Here is a 20,744-nt window from a genome sequence, read left to right as displayed (position 1 = left end):
AAAACCATGGATAACTCGAGAAGAAACTTTATTCGCAATTCTGCTATAGCATCTGTAGCAGTTGCAGCTACACCTGAGCGAAGCTTTGCTATTTTACATAAAGATAAACAGCCGGACGAGCAAATTATAGGGCAAGCCGGCTTTACCTACAAGGCTGACAAGAACTGGGCAAAAATCAGTATAAATAATACACCGCTGGCTAACTGCCACGAAATGGTGCAGGACAGCAAGGGCCGCCTTATTATGCTTGGCGACCACATCCACAATAACATCCTGATCTTTGATAAATCGGGAAAGTTAATAGATTACTGGGGAACAGCTTTACCGGGTGGCCACGGGTTAAGCATCAGCAAAGAGGGGGGCGAAGATTTTTTACTGCTCACTGACTGCGGCTGGGCTGTTGACAAAACAGGTAATGGCTACGGACAGTCGGGCCAGGTTCTAAAAACCACCCTTGATGGTAAGCTGATATTTGCTATTGGCCACCCCCGTACCATTGGTATCTATAAAGATGATGAACCATTTAAGCCAACCGAAACTGCTGTAGCACCTAATGGGGATATTTATGTAGCTGATGGATACGGCTCAGATTATATCATCCATTACAACAGTAAAGGGCAATATATTCGTCATTTTGGCGGGCACCACAATGCTAATACAGAACATAATTTGATTAATGCGCACGGTGTATCCGTCGATACCCGCGACGTAAATAACCCAACACTGATCTGCACTTCGCGCGAGGAAAATTGTTTCAAGGTATTTACGCTTGATGGCAAATTTATTAAACGTATTGATATGCCTGGTATGTACGTTTGCCGTGCAGTTATCAATGGACCAAATGTTTATGCCGGTGTATGCTGGTCGAAGGATGCAGCCGGAAAACGTTTTGACTATTCGGGTTTTGTAACAATTTTGGATGCGGATAACAAAGTGATATCAAATCCGGGAGGTGCTGCGCCGGTTTATAAAAATGGCGTTTTACAGCAAACATTACAAGCTGTAAACCCGGTTTTTTATCATGGTCATGATGTTTGCGTTGATGAAGACAAAAATATGTATGTATGCCAGTGGAATGCCTATCATACAGCCCCGGTAAAATTAACGCGTGTATGATTTTTTTGAATATCAGCACGTTTTCGGGCCATTTGCATCCGCTTATTGTGCACTTGCCAATAGGCTTTATATTATTGGCCGCAGTTTTTAATATTTTATCGTACTCAAAAAAGCATGAAAATTTAAAATCTGCTGTGCCTGTAGCCTTGCTAATGGGTTTTATATCGGCTGTTTTGGCCTGTGTTTTTGGATATATTCTCTCCACATCAGGCGATTACGATCAAAATGTATTAAGGCATCATGAGTTTTCAGGTATCACCCTTGCCATTATTTCGGGGATATTATATTTTATGGCAACTGATCATTCGGGGAAAATGGCGTTCATCCCGGGTAAATTATTTTCTATTATTCTGGTAGGCCTCGTTGCGCTCATGAGCTATAGTGGGCACCAGGGCGCAAGCCTTACTCATGGCAACGATTATCTGACTATGCAAACCTTAACAAGGACGGTACGTGACAAGCCAACCAGCGTCGATAGCGCCATAATATTTGAAGACGTTGTGCAGCCCATTCTGCAAAATAAATGCTCGCAATGCCACCGCGACGGAAAGTTAAAAGGGAATTTATCTGTTGAATCGCTGCAAACTCTTCGTAAAGGAGGTAAAAGCGGACCGGCAGTAGCCCCGGGAAAACTAAATGCAAGTGAATTGTATAAACGGATAACCCTCGATCCGGATAATAAGGATTTTATGCCTAAAGATGGTAAAACGCCCCTTACAAAATCAGAAGTAAAAATTATAAAATGGTGGATAGAAAATGGCGACGCAATTAGCGGCAAAAGAATTGCAGAGCTCAAAAATATAAACATAATAATACCGGAACTGGCAACCTACCTGGGAATTGGTGGAGTTGTTTTACCGGCTGCAGATGAACGTGTATCTGCACAAGTCACTAATCCGGATATCCCCATGGTTACTGATACATCGCTTATCGGTCAGTTAAGAAAAAAAGGGTTGATGGTAAGGGTGATGCTGAGAAAACCGCTGATGCTTGATATAACACTCCCGGTCGGTTCGGTAATAAAAGCTGCGGAATTTAAGAACGATGTTATCCCCCTTGCCAAAAATATTGTCTGGCTCAATATATCGGGTAATAACTTTACTGACGGTGACCTTTCATTTCTCAAGCTGTTTACAAACCTTGAAAAATTGCGGCTCGAAAAGAACCCGCTGACCGACCAGGTAAGCAATAACCTCATAGCATTAAAACACCTGGAAGCCGTTAATTTAAATGAAACAAAAATCACGGATGCTGCTGTTATTAATTTGAAAAAGAACCCGGCCATTAAAAGAATTTATACCTGGGGTACAGGCGTGAGGCAAGTAAATTGATTTTTTGATGCATGAAAATTTATGTTCGATGGCGCTAAAAATACAGATCATCGGATTATCTTATCCTAAAATGTAGCCTTATATGGAGCGGTTCTTACAAAGGGTAATCAACCTACTGATTATCTGTATGATATTTATTAACCAGGTTAAGCAATACGCCGTTGGTCCACCCGAAGCCATCCTGTAACGGGTATTCGCCGCCGCCAGCTTTTATGTCGGTGTCGATGACGTTATATTTTTCCATCAGCTTGCCCGTGCTTTCAAACACCCGCATATTCGTACCTATCCAGCTTTGAGCTATTGACTGGGCAAGGCCGGTTTGATTATATTTATTTAAACCATCAATTGCCATATATTGTAATGGTGCCCATGCATTTGGGCTGTCCCATTGCTGGCCAGAACGGTTGCCCGTGGTAACCAGGCCCCCTGGTTTAAAAAAATCCGCCTTTAACCCGGCGGCTACTTTTATAGCTTGCCTGGCATCGGCGAGGCTAAACTCGAGAGGATAAACGCCGGCCAGCGTGCGGAAAGCGGTGGTGTGCTTTAGTTTAAAATTGTAATCCATAAACCAGCTCTCTTTCTCACTCCAGCAATATTTTTGAATCGCATTTTTGCGCGACGTTGCTTTTGCAAGATAAGCCTGTTGTTTGCCAGCGTTGCCTTGTAGCAGGTATGACTGTGCTATAGTAGTTTCTAAGTGATATAACAGGCAGTTAAGGTCAACAGGGATAATTTCTGTAGTTTTTATGGTGCTTAATTTACCGGTGGTATCCATCCAACGGGTGCTGAAATCCCAGCCCGACTCCGCCGCGGCCCGGATGTTGCGGAAAAAATCGCCAGGTTTTTGCGTGGTTTCTTTAGCAGCGTCAATATCCTTTTTGTATGATTCTTCGCGGGGCTTGTCCGACTCGTCCCAATAGCGATTTAAAATTTCGCCTTCATCCATTCTTACGCTGTTGCGGTACGCCTGCCCGGGCTTAAGGGTTTCGGCGCCTTTCATCCAGAACTCATATTCTTTTAATAATTCAGGCTGATAGGTAACGAGCGTTTTTTCGCCCTCATCTTTCGCCAGCAAATCCAGCATCATCGAAAAAAATGGTGGCTGCGAACGTGTAAGGTAATAAGTGCGGTTTCCGTTTGGTATAAAGCCGAACTTATCAATCATGTAAGCGAAATTGTTAATGATGTTTTTTATGATAACAATTTTGTGACTTTCCTGCAGGCCAAGCATGGTAAAGTATGAGTCCCAGTAATATGTTTCCCTGAAACGGCCGCCGGGTACTATAAAATCGTTTGGAAGCGGGATTAATGACGAGTATTTTGATACAGTATCGTGTTTGCGATAAAGCACCTGCCACAGCGTATCAATGTGCTTGCGTATGCCGGCAGATACGTCGCTTTTAAAAACATTGCCGTTGGCCAGGGGAACATTGAAATTTGCCAGGATAAACTTTTTAAGGTCGAACCCGGGCTTGTCTTTTTGGCTGTTATAGTACTTAATTATTAGCGAAGGCTCAATAAGTGGGTTGGCATCAACAAAAGTTTTATTGTCGGGAAATATATCAGAAAGCTGAACTGCTTCAAACAGGCTCGGGAACAGTTGCCTGGGAGTTTGGATTTGCGAAAACGCTGCGACTGAAAAAAACGCAAATAATAAAACTAATGATGTTTTTTTTAAAGGTACCATGGTATTTAAGAGGTTGTATAGATTGGGATTGATGCAGGCAGTAAGGCATAGCCTGGTAAAACACTGGTAAGTTAAAAAATATTTTAATACAATTAGGCTTAAATTCAAATGGTTAGTGATTGAGTTTCAAGTAGAGCGACGAAATGTCAATTGTATAAGATTTTTCGACACATTCAAGAGGTAGTTTTTCATTGCATTCAGAATCACAAATTGACCTTTTCGATCTTCTGAACACTTACTATCACATGAATAGCAAGCGCGATAAGGTATTAACAGTGTTAACATAATTTCGATTTTTATTTACATAAATATTTATAAATCAAATGGTTGTAAAAGTAAGGTATTAACACTGTGAACTGGATAGCGAAGGGTTTCGAACACGCAAAGCGTTCCATTTTTGCACGTGGAACACCCGGAACGCTGTGAAAGCTATAGTTGGTATTCCTCAATCTTTCGGTAAAGCGTGGTAAGGCCAATGTTCATCAGCCGGGCGGCTTCGGTTTTGTTGCCTTTGGTGTATTGCAATATTTTTCGGATATGGTTTTTCTCTACGGCCGACAACTCAAAAACAGTTCCGCCCGATTCGGGTTGGGCGTCATATCCGGTAGGCAAAAGGTTTGCTGTAAGCGTGTCACCATCACATAAAATAACCGCGCGCTCAATTAAATTTTTCAGTTCCCGCACATTGCCCTTCCAGTTATAGCTCTCCAGTTTTTTTAACAAGCCGGCGTCGATGTTTTTTATCCTGGGGTTGGTTTTTGCCGCGTAGAGTTTAAGGTAATGCCCGGCCAGCGGTTTGATGTCTTCGGTACGTTCATTTAGCGAAGGCAGGTAAATAGTGAAAACCGACAACCGGTAAAACAAATCCTGCCTGAAACGGCCTTTTTCTATTTCATCCTGCAAATTGCGATTGGTGGCGGCAAGTATGCGGGCATTAATCTTTTGGGTTTTGGTATCCCCTATTTTAATAAACTCGCCCGATTCAAGGACACGCAGCAGTTTAGCCTGCAGATCTATACTCATCTCCCCTATTTCATCCAGAAACAGGGTACCGCCATCGGCTTCTTCAACCAGGCCTTTTTTGTCTTTTTGTGCTCCCGTAAACGCCCCGGCGCGGTAACCGAATAATTCGCTTTCCAGCAATTCGGACGAGAATGCGCTGCAATTTACCGCTACAAAACTTTTGCTCTTGCGGTTGCTGTTGTAGTGAATACATTGGGCAAAAACTTCCTTGCCGGTGCCCGTTTCGCCTAATAATAACACAGTGGTATCGGTTGCTGAAACTTTGCGTGCGAGGTTAATGGCATCTTTTATTTGAGCGGAACTTCCTAAAATACCATCAAAGCTGTGTTGATTGATGATCTTATTTTCAAGCTCGTAAAGTTTATACTGCAGGCTTGCTTTCTCGAAGGCCTTTGAAACCAGGGGTAAAATCTTTTCATTATCGTCGCCTTTAATGATGTAATCGAAAGCGCCGTTTTTTATGGCGGTTACGCCATCTTGTATCGTACCATAGGCAGTAAGGCATATTACCTCCGCATAAGGGCTTTTTTCTTTTACATGTTTTACCAGTTCGACGCCGTTAATATCGGGCAATTTTACATCGCTCAATACCACATGGATAATTTCCGCATCCAGTAGTTTTAGTCCTTCGCGGGCGGTACCAGCCTGCAACACCCTGTAACCCTCCATCTCGATGATACGGCTAAGCAATCCCCGTAATTTTGCTTCATCGTCGATAATTAATACGCTTTTTTGCATTGCTGATTTTTAGAAGGTGATATTGCATTCAAAACTATTGAATTTAACGGGGATTATTTAAACAAACATGCGTTATGGCTTACCTATGCTATTAATGATGTTTTTGAACGGGGTGATGTTCGATATTATCAACCGTGTAAACCTCCAGCAAACCGTTTTCATTTACAGATAAATCGCTCAGGCCTTGCGGCAATGGTGTTTTCTTCTTTTTAGGGCCGAATAAGGGGAGTATAATTATTGCCAACAATGCGCTTACTTTAAGCACGATATAAAATGCTGTCATTTTCTTCGATATTTATAAATATGGCCGGGTTGTGAAACCTGGCACGTGGGGAGTGTGCTAAATGTATGCCATATTTAAGCCGGCATAAGTAAATATTACTTTAAACCTTGTAAACATGGTTTTTATGAATTGACGCGGCTTTGCATAAAAATGAATAGCGTTTCATTTCGGAAGGGTGATGTTTTCAAAACGGTAATTGATTGATATAAGAAATATGTCATTTCGAGGTACGAGGAGAAAACTTGTCCGCAGGCTAAGCATGCGAAAATGTAAGGCGTAAAAGGTTTCTCACTATCGTTCGAAATGACATTTTTTTTATCCGACTAACTTTGTCCTTCCGATGTCTCAGGGATGCTCAATTATTTGTACTTTTGAAATTACAGCACACGGTTACTCAGCCAAGTATGTCGTCATCAAATTATTATAAGTTACCTTTAATAGATGGGCTTGAAGCGCTGGATGCTGTAAATTACAATACGCCGTTCCCGTTCCATTTTCATCCGACGTACAATATTTCGCTGGTATACGAGGGCGTATTTGAAACAAAGTTGAGCGATAAAAGCGTAAGTGCCGTAAAGGGAACGATACTGGTTACCAATCCGCACGAAATTCACGCCAACCCCTGCGTAAAGGCCGATGCACGCAGTTTTTTTACCTTTTACCTCACCGCCGATTTTTTTGAATATGCTAACAACCTAAAAAACCTGCAGTTTAAAGAAAAGGTGATTCACGACGACGTGATTTTTGCGGAGCTTCACCAGGTATCGCTTAAAATAAAATCAGGCTATTCCGGAAACAGTTATGAAAAGCAGCTCACCGATGCGCTGAAAATGATGGCCTTAACGCATGGTACTATTGTTGATGAGCACGGACACGAGAAAATCACCGCAATGTTTGACAATTACCTGGATGAGACCCATTTCGAAAAGTTTTCATTGCAAGATGCCGCCGACCAGCTTGGTTTAGACAAATTTAAGTTTCTGCGGCTTTTCAAATTCCAAACCGGCTTAACCCCGAACAATTACCTGATTTTAAAAAAGATTGAGAAAAGCAAGATAATGCTGGCCGATGGCGTAAACCTGCTCGGCGTAGCCATCGACCTTGGCTTTTACGATACAGCCCATTTTTGCAAGCATTTTAAAAAATTTACCGGCACCTCGCCTATTGCGTATCAATCGTCGGTTTAAAACCTGTTGCAATATCATACAATAGCTTGAAGTTCCTGCCTGCTACTTTTGTTGTACAAATTATAAGTACATGAAAAAGTTAGTATTAATCGCGTTGCTGTTTAGCACTATAACAGCATCTGCACAAACCAATAACCCATCGGCCTACCGCAAGGATTTTGACTATTTATGGAATACCATTGACAGCAACTACTGTTATTTCAACAAAAAACCTATCGACTGGAATAAAGTAAAAACCATTTATGCACCACAGATAGATACGGTGACCACCCGCAACTCGTTTGTGACAATAATTGAACAAGTACTGAATGAACTTTACGACCACCACATTTCCCCCGGGACTAATACTGATTTATCACGCCGCCTGGTGCCCACCGGTGCAGACATTTGGGCCGAATTTCACAGTGGCAGGGCCATAGTAACAGAAGTACGCAAAGGCTTCGGCGCCGAAAAAGTGGGGATAACCGCCGGAATGGAAGTAGTTGCTGTAAATGGTGTACCCGTAAACCAGGCTTTATTGCCTTTTTTAGCACATACTGCCGATATAGAGGCTAAAAACTATGCGCTGCGTTTGCTCTTGGCAGGCGACCATGTTACCAAACGGGTTATCTCCCTAAAAAATAACGATGGTGTTAAAGATTATTACCCCGATAAGGATGAACTAATGCTGGAGCATGTGAAATATCAGGAGATGGTCGAGTCGAAAATAATTGGCGAAGTGGGGTATATAAAAGTGAACAATTTTTTATTTGATAACAGCATAATCGCGAAATTTGACAGTGTACTAAACAAGCTGCTACAGACCAAAGCATTGATAATTGATATGCGCGAAACGCCAAGCGGTGGCAATACATCGGTTGCACGCGCTATTTTAGGGCGATTTATAACTGCTGAACATTTTTACCAGAAGCACGAGTATTACGCCGAGGAAAAAGAAACCGGCATAAAACGCAGCTGGGAAGAAATTGTATCGCCCCGTGGTATAACTTATACAAAACCTTTGGTTATACTTGCCGATCATTGGACAGGCAGTATAGCCGAGGGCATAACCATCGGTTTCGACGGAATGAAGAGGGCAACTGTTATTGGCACCACGCTGGCGAGGCTAAACGGCTCGGTTGAAAGTTTCAGGATGCCGAACACGAAAATTGGGTTTAATATACCAACTGAAAGGCTTTATCATGTTAGCGGCTTACCTCGTGAACTGTATAAACCAACAATTGTGGCTGATGTAACCAAACAAAAACCAGGCGCCGGCGGCGATGTGATTTTGAACCGGGCGTTGGCATTTTTAAGTAATAAAACTAAATAAGTGAATATGACTTATCACGGAAAAATAAACTTCTCGAGCGAAAATTATGCGGGTGTCCATCAACAAATTATGGACGCATTGGCAAAGGCAAACTTCGGCAGCGCACCATCTTATGGAAACGACACCTATACCAAAGAAACCGTCGCACTTTTCAAGCAGCACTTTGGCGAAGATATAGACGTGTATTTCGCCTTTAACGGCACCGGCGCTAACAACTTCGGCATAGGTTCGGTAACAGAAAAATTCAGCTCGATATTTTGTACCGAAGTAGCCCATTTGCTGGTCGATGAATCAACCGCACCCGAAACTTTTATAGGATGCAGAATGTACCCGGTGGACCACGTGGATGGCAAAATTGTGCTGGCCGATCTAAAAAGCAAAATCAAGCGCTTTGGCGATGTGCACCACCCGCAACCCAAAGTTATATCATTAACTCAGCCTACCGAATACGGCACTGTTTATACTTTAGATGAACTGAAAGCAATTAAACAGGTATGCACCGATAATGGCATGCTGCTGCATGTTGATGGGGCCAGGTTTTTCAATGCGGCTGTTTTTTTAAATGCTACTTTGAAACAAATAAGCGCCGACGCTGGAGTCGACATCCTGACACTTGGCGGCACCAAAAGCGGGCTCATGTTTGGCGAGGCTGTTATCTTTTTTAATACCGATAAGCCCGGCTCGCATAAATACAATTTGAAAAGGAGTATGCAGCTGGCATCAAAAAACAGGTTTATCGCTGTGCAGTTTGATACTTTGTTGCGTGGTGGTTTATGGAAGGAAGTTGCAGAACATAGTAATAAACTTGCAATCCTGCTGAAAAATTCGCTTGCAAACATCCCGGCGATAACGTTCACGCAACCGGTGGAAACCAATGCGGTGTTTGTTACACTCCCGGCAAAGGTTTACGATAAAACGCAGGAATTTTCGAGTTTTTATGAATGGAACGAAGAGAAAAACGAGTATAGGTTAATGATTTCGTTTAATACAACAGAAGAAGAAATAAAGGTTTTTGTTGATAAACTGCGGCTTTTAATCGCGCAGACAACATGATATATATTTAACAGGGCGGGTACACAGTAAAAACCACAGGCATAAAATATGAACTACTTTTTAAGCTGCGATTGGGGTACAAGCGCGCTCAGGTTAATGTTGGTCGATGCGGTTAGCGGAGAAATCATTGCCAGGGAAAGTTCGGATCAAGGTATTGCTGATACTTTTGCGCAGTGGAAGACGACCGAAAGTCCCCGCGAGGTTTTTTATCTTGATGTACTCAGCCTGCAAATTATAGCTATCGAAAAAAAGCTTAATTTAAACCTGGATGGTGTTCCGGTAATTGCTTCGGGCATGGCCTCTTCCTCCATCGGGATTATGGAATTGCCGTATAGCGAATTGCCATTTGATTTATCAGGCAGCAATCTTACGACGCATTATCTGCCCGCAACTGCAGGTTTTAATCATAAAAAAAATTTAGTCTCGGGAGTAAAAAGCGCAGATGATGTAATGCGGGGCGAAGAAACACAGTTAATAGGCTGTATCGACCCGATGCAAACCGTTATAAATGACGAAATTTTTATTTTTCCGGGTACACATTCAAAGCACATTCGTATAAATAAAAACCAGGTCACCGCATTTAAAACATTTATGACCGGCGATTTTTTTGAGCTACTGTCGCAAAAAAGCATTCTGAGCGGGTCTGTTGAAAAAACAGCTGATATAGAAAACCCAGGCCAATTGACTAGTTTTAAAGCAGGCGTTGAAGAAGGTGCAAGTAACGGTTTGCTTTCCGCTGCATTTAGAGTCCGTACAAACAATTTGTTCACCAAGTACAATAAGGCGGAAAATTTTAATTTTCTAAGCGGCTTATTAATAGGCGCTGAACTAACAGATCCGGCAATAAGAACCGCAAAAAAAATCCACCTGTTATGCGGCTCAAAACTTGCACAGTACTATCCCACTGCATTTGAATGCTTAGGGCTATCACAACAGCTGAAAACTTACCCAGCCCAATGGGTTGATGATGCTGTTGCAAGGGCACATTTTAAAATATACCACCAGAAACAAAAGTAATATGAACGCGAAATTTTCATGGGAGCTTTTTGATGCGTTGCCCGTTGTAGGCATCATGCGCAATTTACCTGCAGACCAGGTTGAAGCCATTGCTCAAACTTACCATAAATCGGGTTTTAGCTGTCTCGAGGTTACTATGAATTCGGCGGGGGCCGAAGAAAACATCTATGAACTTGCTAAAGCTTATGGTGGCCGGCTCAACATCGGTGCCGGCACAGTTTGCAGTATGCATGACCTCGAAAAAGCATTAAAAGCAAATGCCCAATTTATAGTAGCGCCGGTTATCAATGAAGACGTTATAAAAGCCTGTGTAAACGAGCAGATTCCCATATTCCCCGGAGCGTATACACCTTCAGAAATTTACAAGGCCTGGACCTTGGGAGCGAGCCTGGTTAAAGTTTTCCCCGCAACGGCATTAGGCACGGGATACATCAAAGAAGTATTGGCGCCGTTAAACCATATTAAATTGATACCCACCGGTGGCATCAATTTCGAAAATTTTACCGGCTATTTAGCCGCCGGAGCGAAAGGTGTTGGCATCGGCAGCCATCTTTTCCCGGCTGACATTATAAAAAATAAAAATTGGGAGGTCCTCGAAAAAATATACGGCAACTTTAGAGAAAAATACCAGGCATATTTAAAGTAACGGCCCTGCCGGTTAATAGGTACCACCCGCCTCACTCCATAACGAACATGCCTTTCCTATTTAATATAGACTCTAATCTTTTTTCCTCATATGTAATTTGTGTACAATGCTGTCGCCAAGCGTTTTACCATAAGCTGAAGACACTACTGTTGAATTTCGGAAATGTATCCCGCCGTAAAACCTGGACCATGAGGTTTCGTCTGCTACCTGGCGGAAGGACTTAAATGTGCGGCTTTTAATGCCAAACTCAAGTTCTGAAGTATCTTTGTAAGCCAGGTTGTCGCCAAATACATCCGTTAACACTTCGGCAGCAGCGGCAGATATTGTACAATGCCCGCAGGTGTACTCCGGAAATGGCGGAGTTTGCAGGTGGGGCCGCCAATCCGGATTAAAATATTTGTCGATAACCGTTTCGGGTCTTACCGTTGCATTTTTAAACTTTGCGGCCCAACATTCAATAAAAGCGTCAAATAAAGCAATTGAAGTTTTTGCATAGGCATAAACCGTTGTAGGGAAATCGGCTTTAGCCTGCTCGGCTGCAATTCCTGTAACACTCATCCAATGACCGGGCGGCGAAAACTTCTTTGTAATAAACATTACGTGGCCCATCACATTTAATTTTCCGGGATTATCGTCCCAAAAATCAGCAATATGAATTTGTTCGGGGGTTAATTTGCCTGATACATCAATCATGCTCGCAACCTCCTGGTAATATTTGCTTTGCTTATCGGTTACGTTAAATGCAGGCGGGGGCGCCACATCAAACTGGTTGGCGTCATGCATCGCCATAGTTCTGATCTCGCTCCAGTGCGGTTCAACAGCCGCCGCATACGATGGTGGAGTCGGCACCCATCTACCGGGTATGTTTTTTACAGAATATTTAGAGGCGCTGCGGGTTTTTAAATAATTATCGCCTTTGCTCCATTTCATTATCGACAGCCCTACCCTTTTCGCATAATCTTCGGAGCCGGCTATCATATCGCCCGGCATGCCATGGTCTGCCGCCAGCTTATGCAGGCTATCGATATAATATTTCATACTCCCCTCCGGGAAAGTTACAGCCTGCCCCACCCTGCAAAAAGCCAGCAATGCAGCATATTCAAAATCTATTTTCTCGTTTGGCTGTGGTTTCGCCACGGTTTGAAATCCGTTTAGCTGTCCGCATAAGGTACGGTACTGGTTCGGGTAGCCCGCAGCAATCACCTCGTAGGCAGCAACGTTTGCGTAGGCATAATTGCGCGAGGCTACAACCGGCGAAAAGTTGTTGCCCATTACCACGCTGTTCAGTTCATGCACGGCCTGGCTAAACAGCACAGGGTTATGTATAATTTTTTCATAGTCGGGCTTTCTACAGGACGCAAGAAATGTAAAAAACACTACAACGCCGAATACATAATATTTCATTTATAAATAGTTTAAATCAACCGTATGTTGCCACAAAATCTGCTATAAATCTGCCAAAATAATTGTCGCGTGTACTGGTTTAAAGTGGTTTAATTAGCACCACTAATATATATGTTTAAGTCGCTATTACGAAAATGATTTCGATGTTCTTTACCATCATAAAGCTATGCGCAAACGTTTGATTTTGGCAAATTGCAAAATACCGGTAAATGAGTTTTTCCCAACTTTAAACATTCGCTTTTATTTATGCGAAATGTAGTTTTGATGCCGACTTTTCGCTTCGATATGGTTATTTTTGTTCATACTTATTCTCCTGTTTTGTAATGATCAAACGTTTTTTCTGGGTACTATTAGTCCTTGTAGTAGTTTTTTTCGCCGGCATTTATATTTATATTCCATCAACTATTTTGGCGAGTGGCTCTGTAGTAGTTAAAACTGCCGAACACCATGCCGCTGATTTCTTAACTTCGAATACAGGTTGGAAAACCTGGTGGCCCGGCCAACAATTAACAGACGGTAAAACCTACCAATACCACGACAAAACTTATCGCCTTATTAAACTAAGCAATAGCGGGCCTTCGTTCGTTACAGTTGGTGACCAGGACACAATTAACACCAATATCACCTTTATTGCCGTAGATAAAGAAAGCACCACGATAACCTGGGCAGCTACCCTAAAGAGCAGCCTGAATCCTTTTAAAAGGATAAAACAATACGAAGAAGTAGTCGACCTAACGAAAAATTTGGACGAAGTTTTGCAGCGCCTTAAGCAATTTTTAGATGACGACAAAAAAGTTTACCAAATTGATGTAAGCGTTCAGAAAGTAAAAGATTCGGTGATACTTACCACCAACACTATTTTAAATCACTCCCCGGATATGCAACAGGTATACAAAATGATTGCCGTACTTAAGCAACAGGTTGTACAACAAAAAGGGGTTGAAATGGGCCCACCGATGCTAAATGTACATCAATCCGGTGCAAACGAATTCGGGGTAATGGTTGGTATCCCCATCGACAAGGTAATTAACACAAGCGGGAAAACATCAATAAACAAAATGGTTTTAGGGAACATACTTGTAGCGGAAGTAAAAGGCGGACCAAATACCGTGCAATCCGCTATCAATTCGCTCGATACTTACCGGAAGGACCACAGCTTGGTATCGCCGGCGATGCCCTACCAATCGTTGATAACAAACCGCATGACCGAGCAGGATACCTCCAAATGGATCACAAAAATTTACTGCCCGATTTTTTAAAGGCGCGGCTATTATTGATTAACTAAAAGCAGCCTGCCGTCATAAGTAAGCACCAGGTATTCGGTTTTACCGGCCGTTTTAATGGGTTGCAGGTAAGTAATTTCCTGGAAATTAAAAGCAGGGTTAACCCAATAACGGGGTGTTTTAAAATCATCCTTTTTATTATCGAAACTTAAATCGGTTAGTCCAAGAGCGTCATATTTACCCTCGTATGGCACCACTCCCCAAAAATTACCGTTGATAATAACATCATTTTTCCCCGAGGCTATAACTGATTTTATGGGCGCCTGCTGGTAGGCAAACGGTAATACTTTAACGGTTTTTGCATGTAATATATCGCTTATAAATATACTCTCAAAAGTATTGGCAGTAAGTTTTTTACTTTCGTCAAGCTTATCCTTAAATATTTCCCCGGTTGTTTTGTCCGCCATTTTTTGATAGCTCAGCCAATCCTTTTTCAGGTATGGTAACTCCTGCTCCAGGTCGTTTTTGGGCCTGAAGGGGTAGTAGTTTCCTTTATAACTATAAGATAGCAACAGGTCATTTCTGCCATCGTTGTCCACATCGTTGTTGTAGGCAAATAAAGGCGTTGATTCTGAAACGTTGAATTTATTATTTAACCCCCAATTGCCCGCAATCAAATCAGGTTTCCCATCGTTATCCAAATCAGTAATTAATGCCGATTGCCACCAGCCTGTCATCCCGTCCAATAGTGTCGACGAAAACTTGGCTAATTGGTGATTTTTACTCAGGAAAATACTTACAGGCTGCCACTCGGCGGTAACTACAATATCATTCTCGCCATTGTGGTCAATATCCACCGAGGTAATACTTGTTAAGTATTTGATATTGGTAAGCTGATCAAATTTACTGTTTGTTATTGCTTCAAAATTTCCATTGCCCTTATTAATCAAGATAACAGATGTTGAAGGCGCGGTATAGTTCCTGAATGAAACGGCGCCGGATAAAAACACATCCGGCAAACCGTCGCCGTTAAAATCGTACAAAAATAGTTTTGCGTACCGGCCTGACAACTTTGGCAGCAGCTTGTTTTCGAATTGGTTATTGCCTTTGTTAATATATAATCGCGGCGGTAATAAGTTGCCCGCATCGGCAAATGGATGGTTTGAGCTCAGCACCAGTAAATCGGGCTTTCCATCCGCGTTTACATCTACCCACTTTGCATCAGCATCGCCATCACCCTGGTTAAAAGCCGCGACCGGTACTTTGGTAAAGCTTCCATCTTTATTGCCTGTAAGCAGGTATTTTTCTTCACCAGGGACGCCCCCCACATAAATATCATCATAGCCATCACTGTTTTCATCAGCCACTGCAACAGCCGGGGTATGCGGCAAATAACAATGCGGCAACAGGTAATTGTAATTAAAATCAGGCGTTTCAAAGGTTTTAATGGCCGCCAGGGTTTTAACCGCCGGCATCGTATAGTCAAACAATTTTTTATCGCTTAAAAAACTGGCAATTAAACCCGAGGTGTTGTCAGTTGTTTTAGTGTTTGCAGCGTTATATGTTAGAACGGCTTTTTTACTTAGTGTAAAGTTACTAATTACCTGGTACGAGTTATCAGGCCAAACAACCATCAGTTCGCGGGGTTTATCATTGGGTAAAAATGTAAAAGTGAGTTCTGCGCTTTGCCCGCTTTCGTAGGCATTGCTGGTTTGAATTTCCTGGTGGTCGACCTGCGAGGTTGATTTCATAAAAAACTTCGTCCCGATGCCGTCAATATTGCCTGCTTTATATTTTATCGCGTATTTTAGGTAAGCAGGTTTATTTTCACTATGATTTTCGATGGAAAGGTTTTGATATACCGACGCCGGTTCATCCATGTTATTTGTTACGATTTCCAGGTCGCCATCATTATCCAAATCAACAGCTATAGAGCCCGAGGAAATAGATGGCTTTTGCATATCGTTGGTAAGTGAAACGTCAGTAAACTTCAAGCTATCGCTGCCCTTGTATAAAAAGTTGTGCACGGCGCCATCCGGCATCATGTCGATTTTCTGGCGGTCAAATTTTCTCTCCGACTTGTATTGCCTGATGGTGTTTGGGTCACCAAGATACTTGAGGTAGTCCATGTCGTTCAGCCGCTTTTTTATCCCGTTCGAAAAAAACAGGTCCTTGCGTCCATCCATGTCAAAATCCTGCGCCAATGGCGACCATGTCCAATCTGTAGCCGACACTCCTGAATACAGGGCTATGTCGACAAATTTCTTGCCGTTGGCAACATTGAGTTGTAAGCAGTTTTTTGAGTATTGATAATAAAAACCGGCATTTACCTCCTGGTTATAAATATCCAAAGGCTCATCATTTATGGTTGATTTCAGCGCCTTCATATCTTCGGGCAGCATATCAGTCGATAGCACATCCAGTTGCCCGTCTTTATTGATATCACTCATGGTGTTACCCATCGAGAAAAGACTGGTATGGCCAAAGGCGCTTTTTAACTGTTCTTTGAAAGTCCCGTTGTGTTGATTGATATAGTAGTAATCCTGCTCAAAAAAATCATTGCTTACATAAATATCGTCCCAACCGTCATTGTTTAAGTCACCAACGCTAACACCAAGCCCATAACCTATCGGCGCGGCATAAATTCCCGAACCCGCAGTGACATCGGTAAAATGGCCGCCATCGTTTCTAAACAGGTGGTCACCCGCATTGTGGCTGTATTTGAAGCGCTGCGAAGAATCGCCGTAGGTGTCATTACTATGAACCGACGATGTGAGCAAAAACATGTCCAAATCACCGTCCTTGTCATAGTCAGTGAAAGAAGCCTGGGTGGAAAACCCTTCAAAATCTAGCCCATATTTAGCCGCACTCTCCGTAAAGGTTAAATCGCCATTGTTGATGTAAAGCTGATTTTTCCCTTTAAAGCCATGATAGCCGGAAACCACGGTTACATAAATATCTTTCAGTCCGTCGCCGTTTATGTCCACTACGGTAACGCCGGTTTTCCAATCGCCGGTGCCGGCCACTCCGGCTTTTGCGGTAATGTCTTCAAACTGAAGTTTACCTTTATTCAGATATAGTTTGTTTGGGCCCTGGTTTGATACAAAATACAGGTCGGGCAAGCCATCGTTGTTAAAATCGGCCGATGCCACACCGGCGCCATTGTAGAAGTATAAATAATCAAGGATATTAACTGAATCAGTCGGGGTATTTTTATTAACAAAGTCGATATGTGTTTCGCTTGCCGGCAGTAGCCTAAATATGCTTTCAACCGGTTTTTTATGGCTGCATGCTGATAACACACAGGCAATACCTAAACCTATAATTAGTGCAACTGGCTTCATTTTACTATTGTTACAGGCTATTTGTTAAGCTGAAAAGCCTTAAGCTTATCGTCGTTTAACCCAAAAAGATACGTTTTAGCGCCTGTGCTACTTTTTATAACAAGCGATGACCGAACCTGCCCTTTTATCATTATCCCGCTTTGCGATGGGTCGGCATACACAAATTGATTGTTGACATATTTATACATTAACCCATACCCTGCATCAAGCCTTCCAATCTCGGGTTTAAAATCGAAAAAATTACCTGCCATTAGCAAAGTATTTTTGCCGGTGTGGTCAATATCATCAGCCAGGATAGTGTTTATCGGCGCAAACTGTGCCCTGGCCGGCATCGGCTTACATATAAATTTACTTTTACCATTATTGAAAAAAACTGCCGATTGCAGGTACGTCATTTGATGCACTTCGCAGCTATCAAGCATATCGGGTGTAAACACTTCCGTAAAGGGTTTGCCCGCATAATCAATGTAGTTAAGGAAGCGTTTTTTAAACAGGGGCATTTGCCCAACCAAATCCTGTTTCATGTTAAACGTGTACTCCACGTGGTCCGATTTATACATTGATGTAACACATTCCTTAGTGCCGTTATTATCAAAATCTTTTACATAAATTTTCATCGGCTCGGTAAACGAGGCCCTGAATTTACTATTGGTGCCTAAGTTGCCGGCAATAATATCAGGTTTGCCGTCACCGTCAACATCTGCTACCTCAAGGCTGCTCCACCAGCCTTTGTAATTATCCAGCTGTTTGTCTTCCGTAAACCCACCGTTGTTATTCATAAATATTTTTATACCCATCCAATTACCGGTAACCACTAAATCGGCAAAACCATTGTTGTCCAAATCAATCCATTGGGCAGCGGTCACCATTCCCAGCCTGGTATCATTTCCAAATACTTTTGCGGATACATCGGTAAAATGTCCTTTGCCATCGTTGTGAAACACATACGATTTTGGGAAAGATCCATACAATCCAGGCACGCTCCGGCCACCGATAAACAGGTCCAGACTGCCGTCTTTATCATAGTCGCAGGCTGTAATTACTGAAGCATTCACCGCTGCATGGATAGTTCTGGTTTGGTCCCATTTTAAATGGCCTTTTCCATCGTTTTCATAAAACCTCGGGAAGTAAATTGGAGTGCCCGCTTCGTCGGCATTACCGCCAACAGCAACAATCAAATCTTCATCGCCGTCGTTATCAAAGTCGCCAAATACGGCGCCTGCATTTTCAAGATAATTTGCCTTTTCAAAATCCTCCGGCACATATTGCTTAAAGTGCCCGTTTTTTTGCTGGATGTAAATTGAGGCATGGTTTCCTTTTGAGCCGCCAAAATAGAAGTCTTTTAAACCGTCATTATTTATATCGCCCGATGCCATATAAGGGTTCTCGACAGATAGCTTTTGAAGCATCAGTTTTTCGTTGTCAAAATCAACAAAGTCATCTTCAATGTGCCGCGGTATGCTGTCGAACAGGCTTTTTGCAGTTTCTTTGAAAATAGGTTTTACCGGCTTTTTATCGAAGTTATACTTTAATAAAGCGTTTGCGATTTTAAACGTGTAGGCTTTGTTTACTTTAAGGCCTTTTACCACCTCATATTTGCCACCGGGCCAAATCACCTGCACTGAATCGACCGTTGTGTTATTGCCCAAACCAATGGTAATTAAATTTGGCGAAGTGCAGCTTTGAAAACCACGCGTTGGCTGGTTGTAATATATTTGCGAGGTGTTTTTGTTAAATACTTTAATTGTGCTGCCAATGCCAAACCGGTTTAAGCCTTCGCCCTGTAATTTTATTTGAATGAAGTGATGCAACGTCGCATCGGAATTGTTTTTGTAGATAAATGACGGCATGTTTACATTGTTAACAATCAGGTCATTGTCGCCGTCATTGTCCAAGTCGGCGTAAGCAGCGCCGTTACTGAACGATGGCGTGGCCAGGCCAAAATCTTCGGCTTTATTTGAAAAAGTCAGGTCCTTATTGTTTAAAAATGCATAGTTTGATAAGGGTGTCGACGTCATCCTTTTGGTAAAATCCGCAAAGTCAAACTTCTTTTTATCCCTAACCTTGTTCATATTGTCTTTATTAGATAGGAACTCAATATAATCCTGGTCGGTAAGGTCCTTATAAATGCCGTTGCATACAAAAATATCTTTCCAGCCATCATTATTCATATCAAACATCAATGCGCCCCAGCTCCAGTCGGTGGCTGCTATGCCACTGTGAAAGGCAATTTCCGAAAAGGTGTTATCCCCATTATTCAGCTGCAGGCAATTCTGTGTGTACTGGTTAAAGTAGCCGTCGCGCTGTTTCAATTTTTGTTCGTCGTACGATTCGAAGGCTGTCATCTTTTTAAGCCGTTTATCGCCTTCGGGCAGCATTTCGGTTGTAAAGATGTCATACTGACCATCGTTGTTAATGTCAGCAATATCTGACCCCATCGAGGCCAGGCTGAGGTGCCCTGTTTCGTCCTGTATCTCTTCCTTAAATGTGCCGTTCTTTTGGTTGATGTATAAGTAATCGCGTTCGAAAAAATCGTTCGAAACATAAATATCCGGATAGCCATCCTGGTTAATATCAACCACCGAAACGCCAAGCCCGAAACCAATATCGCTCGAGTATATGCCTGCTTCTTTGGTAACATTAGTAAAATGGCCATTGTCATTCCGGTAAAGGCGTGCGCCTCCTAATTTGTCAATTACCGTTCTCAGGTTTTTGGTAAAATCAAACGTAGCAATAGGCCTGAATGAATTGTTGAGTACAAAACAATCCAGGTCGCCGTCGTTGTCATAATCAAAAAATATGGCCTGGGTCGACAGTCCATTGTCGGCCAGGCCATATTTTTCAGCTTCTTCTTTAAACGTGCCATCGTGCTGGTTGATAAACAATTCGTTACCGCGCGACTTGTCGGGACCGTTGCCGCTGTGGCAAACGTAAATATCAAGCCAGCCGTCGCCATTTATGTCAACCATAGTTGCGCCAGTACTCCAGTATTTTGTACCTTTTACACCAGCCTTTTCGGTAACATCATCAAACTTCCAGTTGCCTTTGTTAATATAAAGTTTGTTACTGCCCAGGTTCGATGTCATAAACACATCGTTCAGTCCATCGTTATTTAAATCGCCAATAGCAACGCCGCCGCCATTATAGTAGTTTCTAAATACAAAAACGTTGGTACGCCCCTGGTCGTTAAGCTCATTGATAAAGTTTATGCCAATATCAGCATTGTTTTGCAAAGTGAATAAGGTTGGCTTTTTATTAGTATGGCATGAAAGTAAGGCAGCAAAAAGAATAATAAAAAACGGCAAATTTTTATTTGGCATAACCGGGGAAAAAACAAACGTAGCGAAATAAATTTCGCTACGCTCTCTTCAATCAACTTT

The 20,744-nt window shown here is 42.4% G+C and carries 14 protein-coding genes; 8 read left to right on the top strand and 6 right to left on the bottom strand.

What is annotated here, in order from left to right; genetic code table 11:
* The first annotated feature begins 6 nt into the window (after nucleotides 1-6).
* Together NAF19_RS05950 and NAF19_RS05945 are read left to right on the top strand one after the other, a co-directional pair.
* Nucleotides 7-1,116 (top strand): twin-arginine translocation signal domain-containing protein, encoded by a 1,110-nt coding sequence (locus NAF19_RS05950; protein WP_252788901.1) that lies wholly within the window; start codon nucleotides 7-9, stop codon nucleotides 1,114-1,116.
* Nucleotides 1,113-2,447 carry a c-type cytochrome domain-containing protein gene (locus NAF19_RS05945; protein WP_252788900.1) on the top strand — a complete coding sequence of 445 codons (1,335 nt, stop codon included), beginning with the start codon at nucleotides 1,113-1,115 and terminating at the stop codon, nucleotides 2,445-2,447. The genes NAF19_RS05950 and NAF19_RS05945 overlap by 4 nt, the downstream gene beginning before the upstream one ends.
* 112 nt (nucleotides 2,448-2,559) lie before the next feature.
* Here NAF19_RS05945 and treA read toward each other — a convergent pair whose 3' ends face one another.
* The 3 genes from treA to NAF19_RS05930 form a co-directional block, all read right to left on the bottom strand.
* Complete coding sequence (treA, locus tag NAF19_RS05940) at nucleotides 2,560-4,134, bottom strand: alpha,alpha-trehalase TreA (RefSeq protein WP_252788899.1); 1,575 nt, start codon at nucleotides 4,132-4,134, stop codon at nucleotides 2,560-2,562.
* A 429-nt stretch (nucleotides 4,135-4,563) separates the two neighbouring features.
* Nucleotides 4,564-5,895: a sigma-54-dependent transcriptional regulator gene (locus NAF19_RS05935; RefSeq protein WP_252788898.1), complete on the bottom strand. Its 1,332-nt coding sequence runs from the start codon at nucleotides 5,893-5,895 to the stop codon at nucleotides 4,564-4,566.
* Between the two features lie 91 nt (nucleotides 5,896-5,986).
* Nucleotides 5,987-6,178 (bottom strand): hypothetical protein, encoded by a 192-nt coding sequence (locus NAF19_RS05930; RefSeq protein ID WP_252788897.1) that lies wholly within the window; start codon nucleotides 6,176-6,178, stop codon nucleotides 5,987-5,989.
* Nucleotides 6,179-6,549: 371 nt separating this feature from the next.
* Between NAF19_RS05930 and NAF19_RS05925 the strand changes: the two genes are divergently transcribed.
* The 5 genes from NAF19_RS05925 (at nucleotide 6,550) to NAF19_RS05905 (ending at nucleotide 11,393) form a co-directional block, all read left to right on the top strand.
* Nucleotides 6,550-7,365: an AraC family transcriptional regulator gene (locus NAF19_RS05925; protein WP_252788896.1), complete on the top strand. Its 816-nt coding sequence runs from the start codon at nucleotides 6,550-6,552 to the stop codon at nucleotides 7,363-7,365.
* Between the two features lie 70 nt (nucleotides 7,366-7,435).
* The gene (locus NAF19_RS05920; protein WP_252788895.1) at nucleotides 7,436-8,677 is read left to right on the top strand and encodes a S41 family peptidase; all 1,242 of its coding nucleotides are present in this window, start codon (nucleotides 7,436-7,438) and stop codon (nucleotides 8,675-8,677) included.
* A 6-nt stretch (nucleotides 8,678-8,683) separates the two neighbouring features.
* Nucleotides 8,684-9,730, top strand: a complete 1,047-nt coding sequence (locus NAF19_RS05915; RefSeq protein ID WP_252788894.1) for a threonine aldolase family protein — start codon at nucleotides 8,684-8,686, stop codon at nucleotides 9,728-9,730.
* A gap of 48 nt (nucleotides 9,731-9,778) precedes the next feature.
* Entirely contained in the window at nucleotides 9,779-10,747 is a 969-nt protein-coding gene (locus tag NAF19_RS05910) for a 2-dehydro-3-deoxygalactonokinase (protein WP_252788893.1), read from the top strand.
* A 1-nt stretch (nucleotide 10,748) separates the two neighbouring features.
* Complete coding sequence (locus NAF19_RS05905; RefSeq protein ID WP_252788892.1) at nucleotides 10,749-11,393, top strand: bifunctional 4-hydroxy-2-oxoglutarate aldolase/2-dehydro-3-deoxy-phosphogluconate aldolase; 645 nt, start codon at nucleotides 10,749-10,751, stop codon at nucleotides 11,391-11,393.
* A gap of 72 nt (nucleotides 11,394-11,465) precedes the next feature.
* Here the strand turns inward: NAF19_RS05905 and NAF19_RS05900 are convergent, their stop codons facing one another.
* Nucleotides 11,466-12,797: a vanadium-dependent haloperoxidase gene (locus NAF19_RS05900; RefSeq protein WP_252788891.1), complete on the bottom strand. Its 1,332-nt coding sequence runs from the start codon at nucleotides 12,795-12,797 to the stop codon at nucleotides 11,466-11,468.
* A gap of 323 nt (nucleotides 12,798-13,120) precedes the next feature.
* On the opposite strand from NAF19_RS05900, the gene NAF19_RS05895 reads away from it, so the two are divergent.
* Nucleotides 13,121-14,056 carry a GyrI-like domain-containing protein gene (locus NAF19_RS05895; protein ID WP_252788890.1) on the top strand — a complete coding sequence of 312 codons (936 nt, stop codon included), beginning with the start codon at nucleotides 13,121-13,123 and terminating at the stop codon, nucleotides 14,054-14,056.
* Between the two features lie 11 nt (nucleotides 14,057-14,067).
* On the opposite strand, the gene NAF19_RS05890 is transcribed toward NAF19_RS05895, so the two are convergent.
* Complete coding sequence (locus NAF19_RS05890; RefSeq protein WP_252788889.1) at nucleotides 14,068-17,364, bottom strand: FG-GAP repeat domain-containing protein; 3,297 nt, start codon at nucleotides 17,362-17,364, stop codon at nucleotides 14,068-14,070.
* A 17-nt stretch (nucleotides 17,365-17,381) separates the two neighbouring features.
* Entirely contained in the window at nucleotides 17,382-20,684 is a 3,303-nt protein-coding gene (locus NAF19_RS05885) for a VCBS repeat-containing protein (RefSeq protein ID WP_252788888.1), read from the bottom strand.
* Nucleotides 20,685-20,744: the final 60 nt, after the last annotated feature.

Origin of the sequence: Mucilaginibacter flavidus (assembly GCF_024055575.1) — a bacterium.
In the GTDB taxonomy this organism is placed as follows: domain Bacteria; phylum Bacteroidota; class Bacteroidia; order Sphingobacteriales; family Sphingobacteriaceae; genus Mucilaginibacter; species Mucilaginibacter flavidus.
The sequence above is the reverse complement of the archived record's forward strand: the minus strand, read 5'-3'. Positions and strand labels throughout refer to the sequence as shown.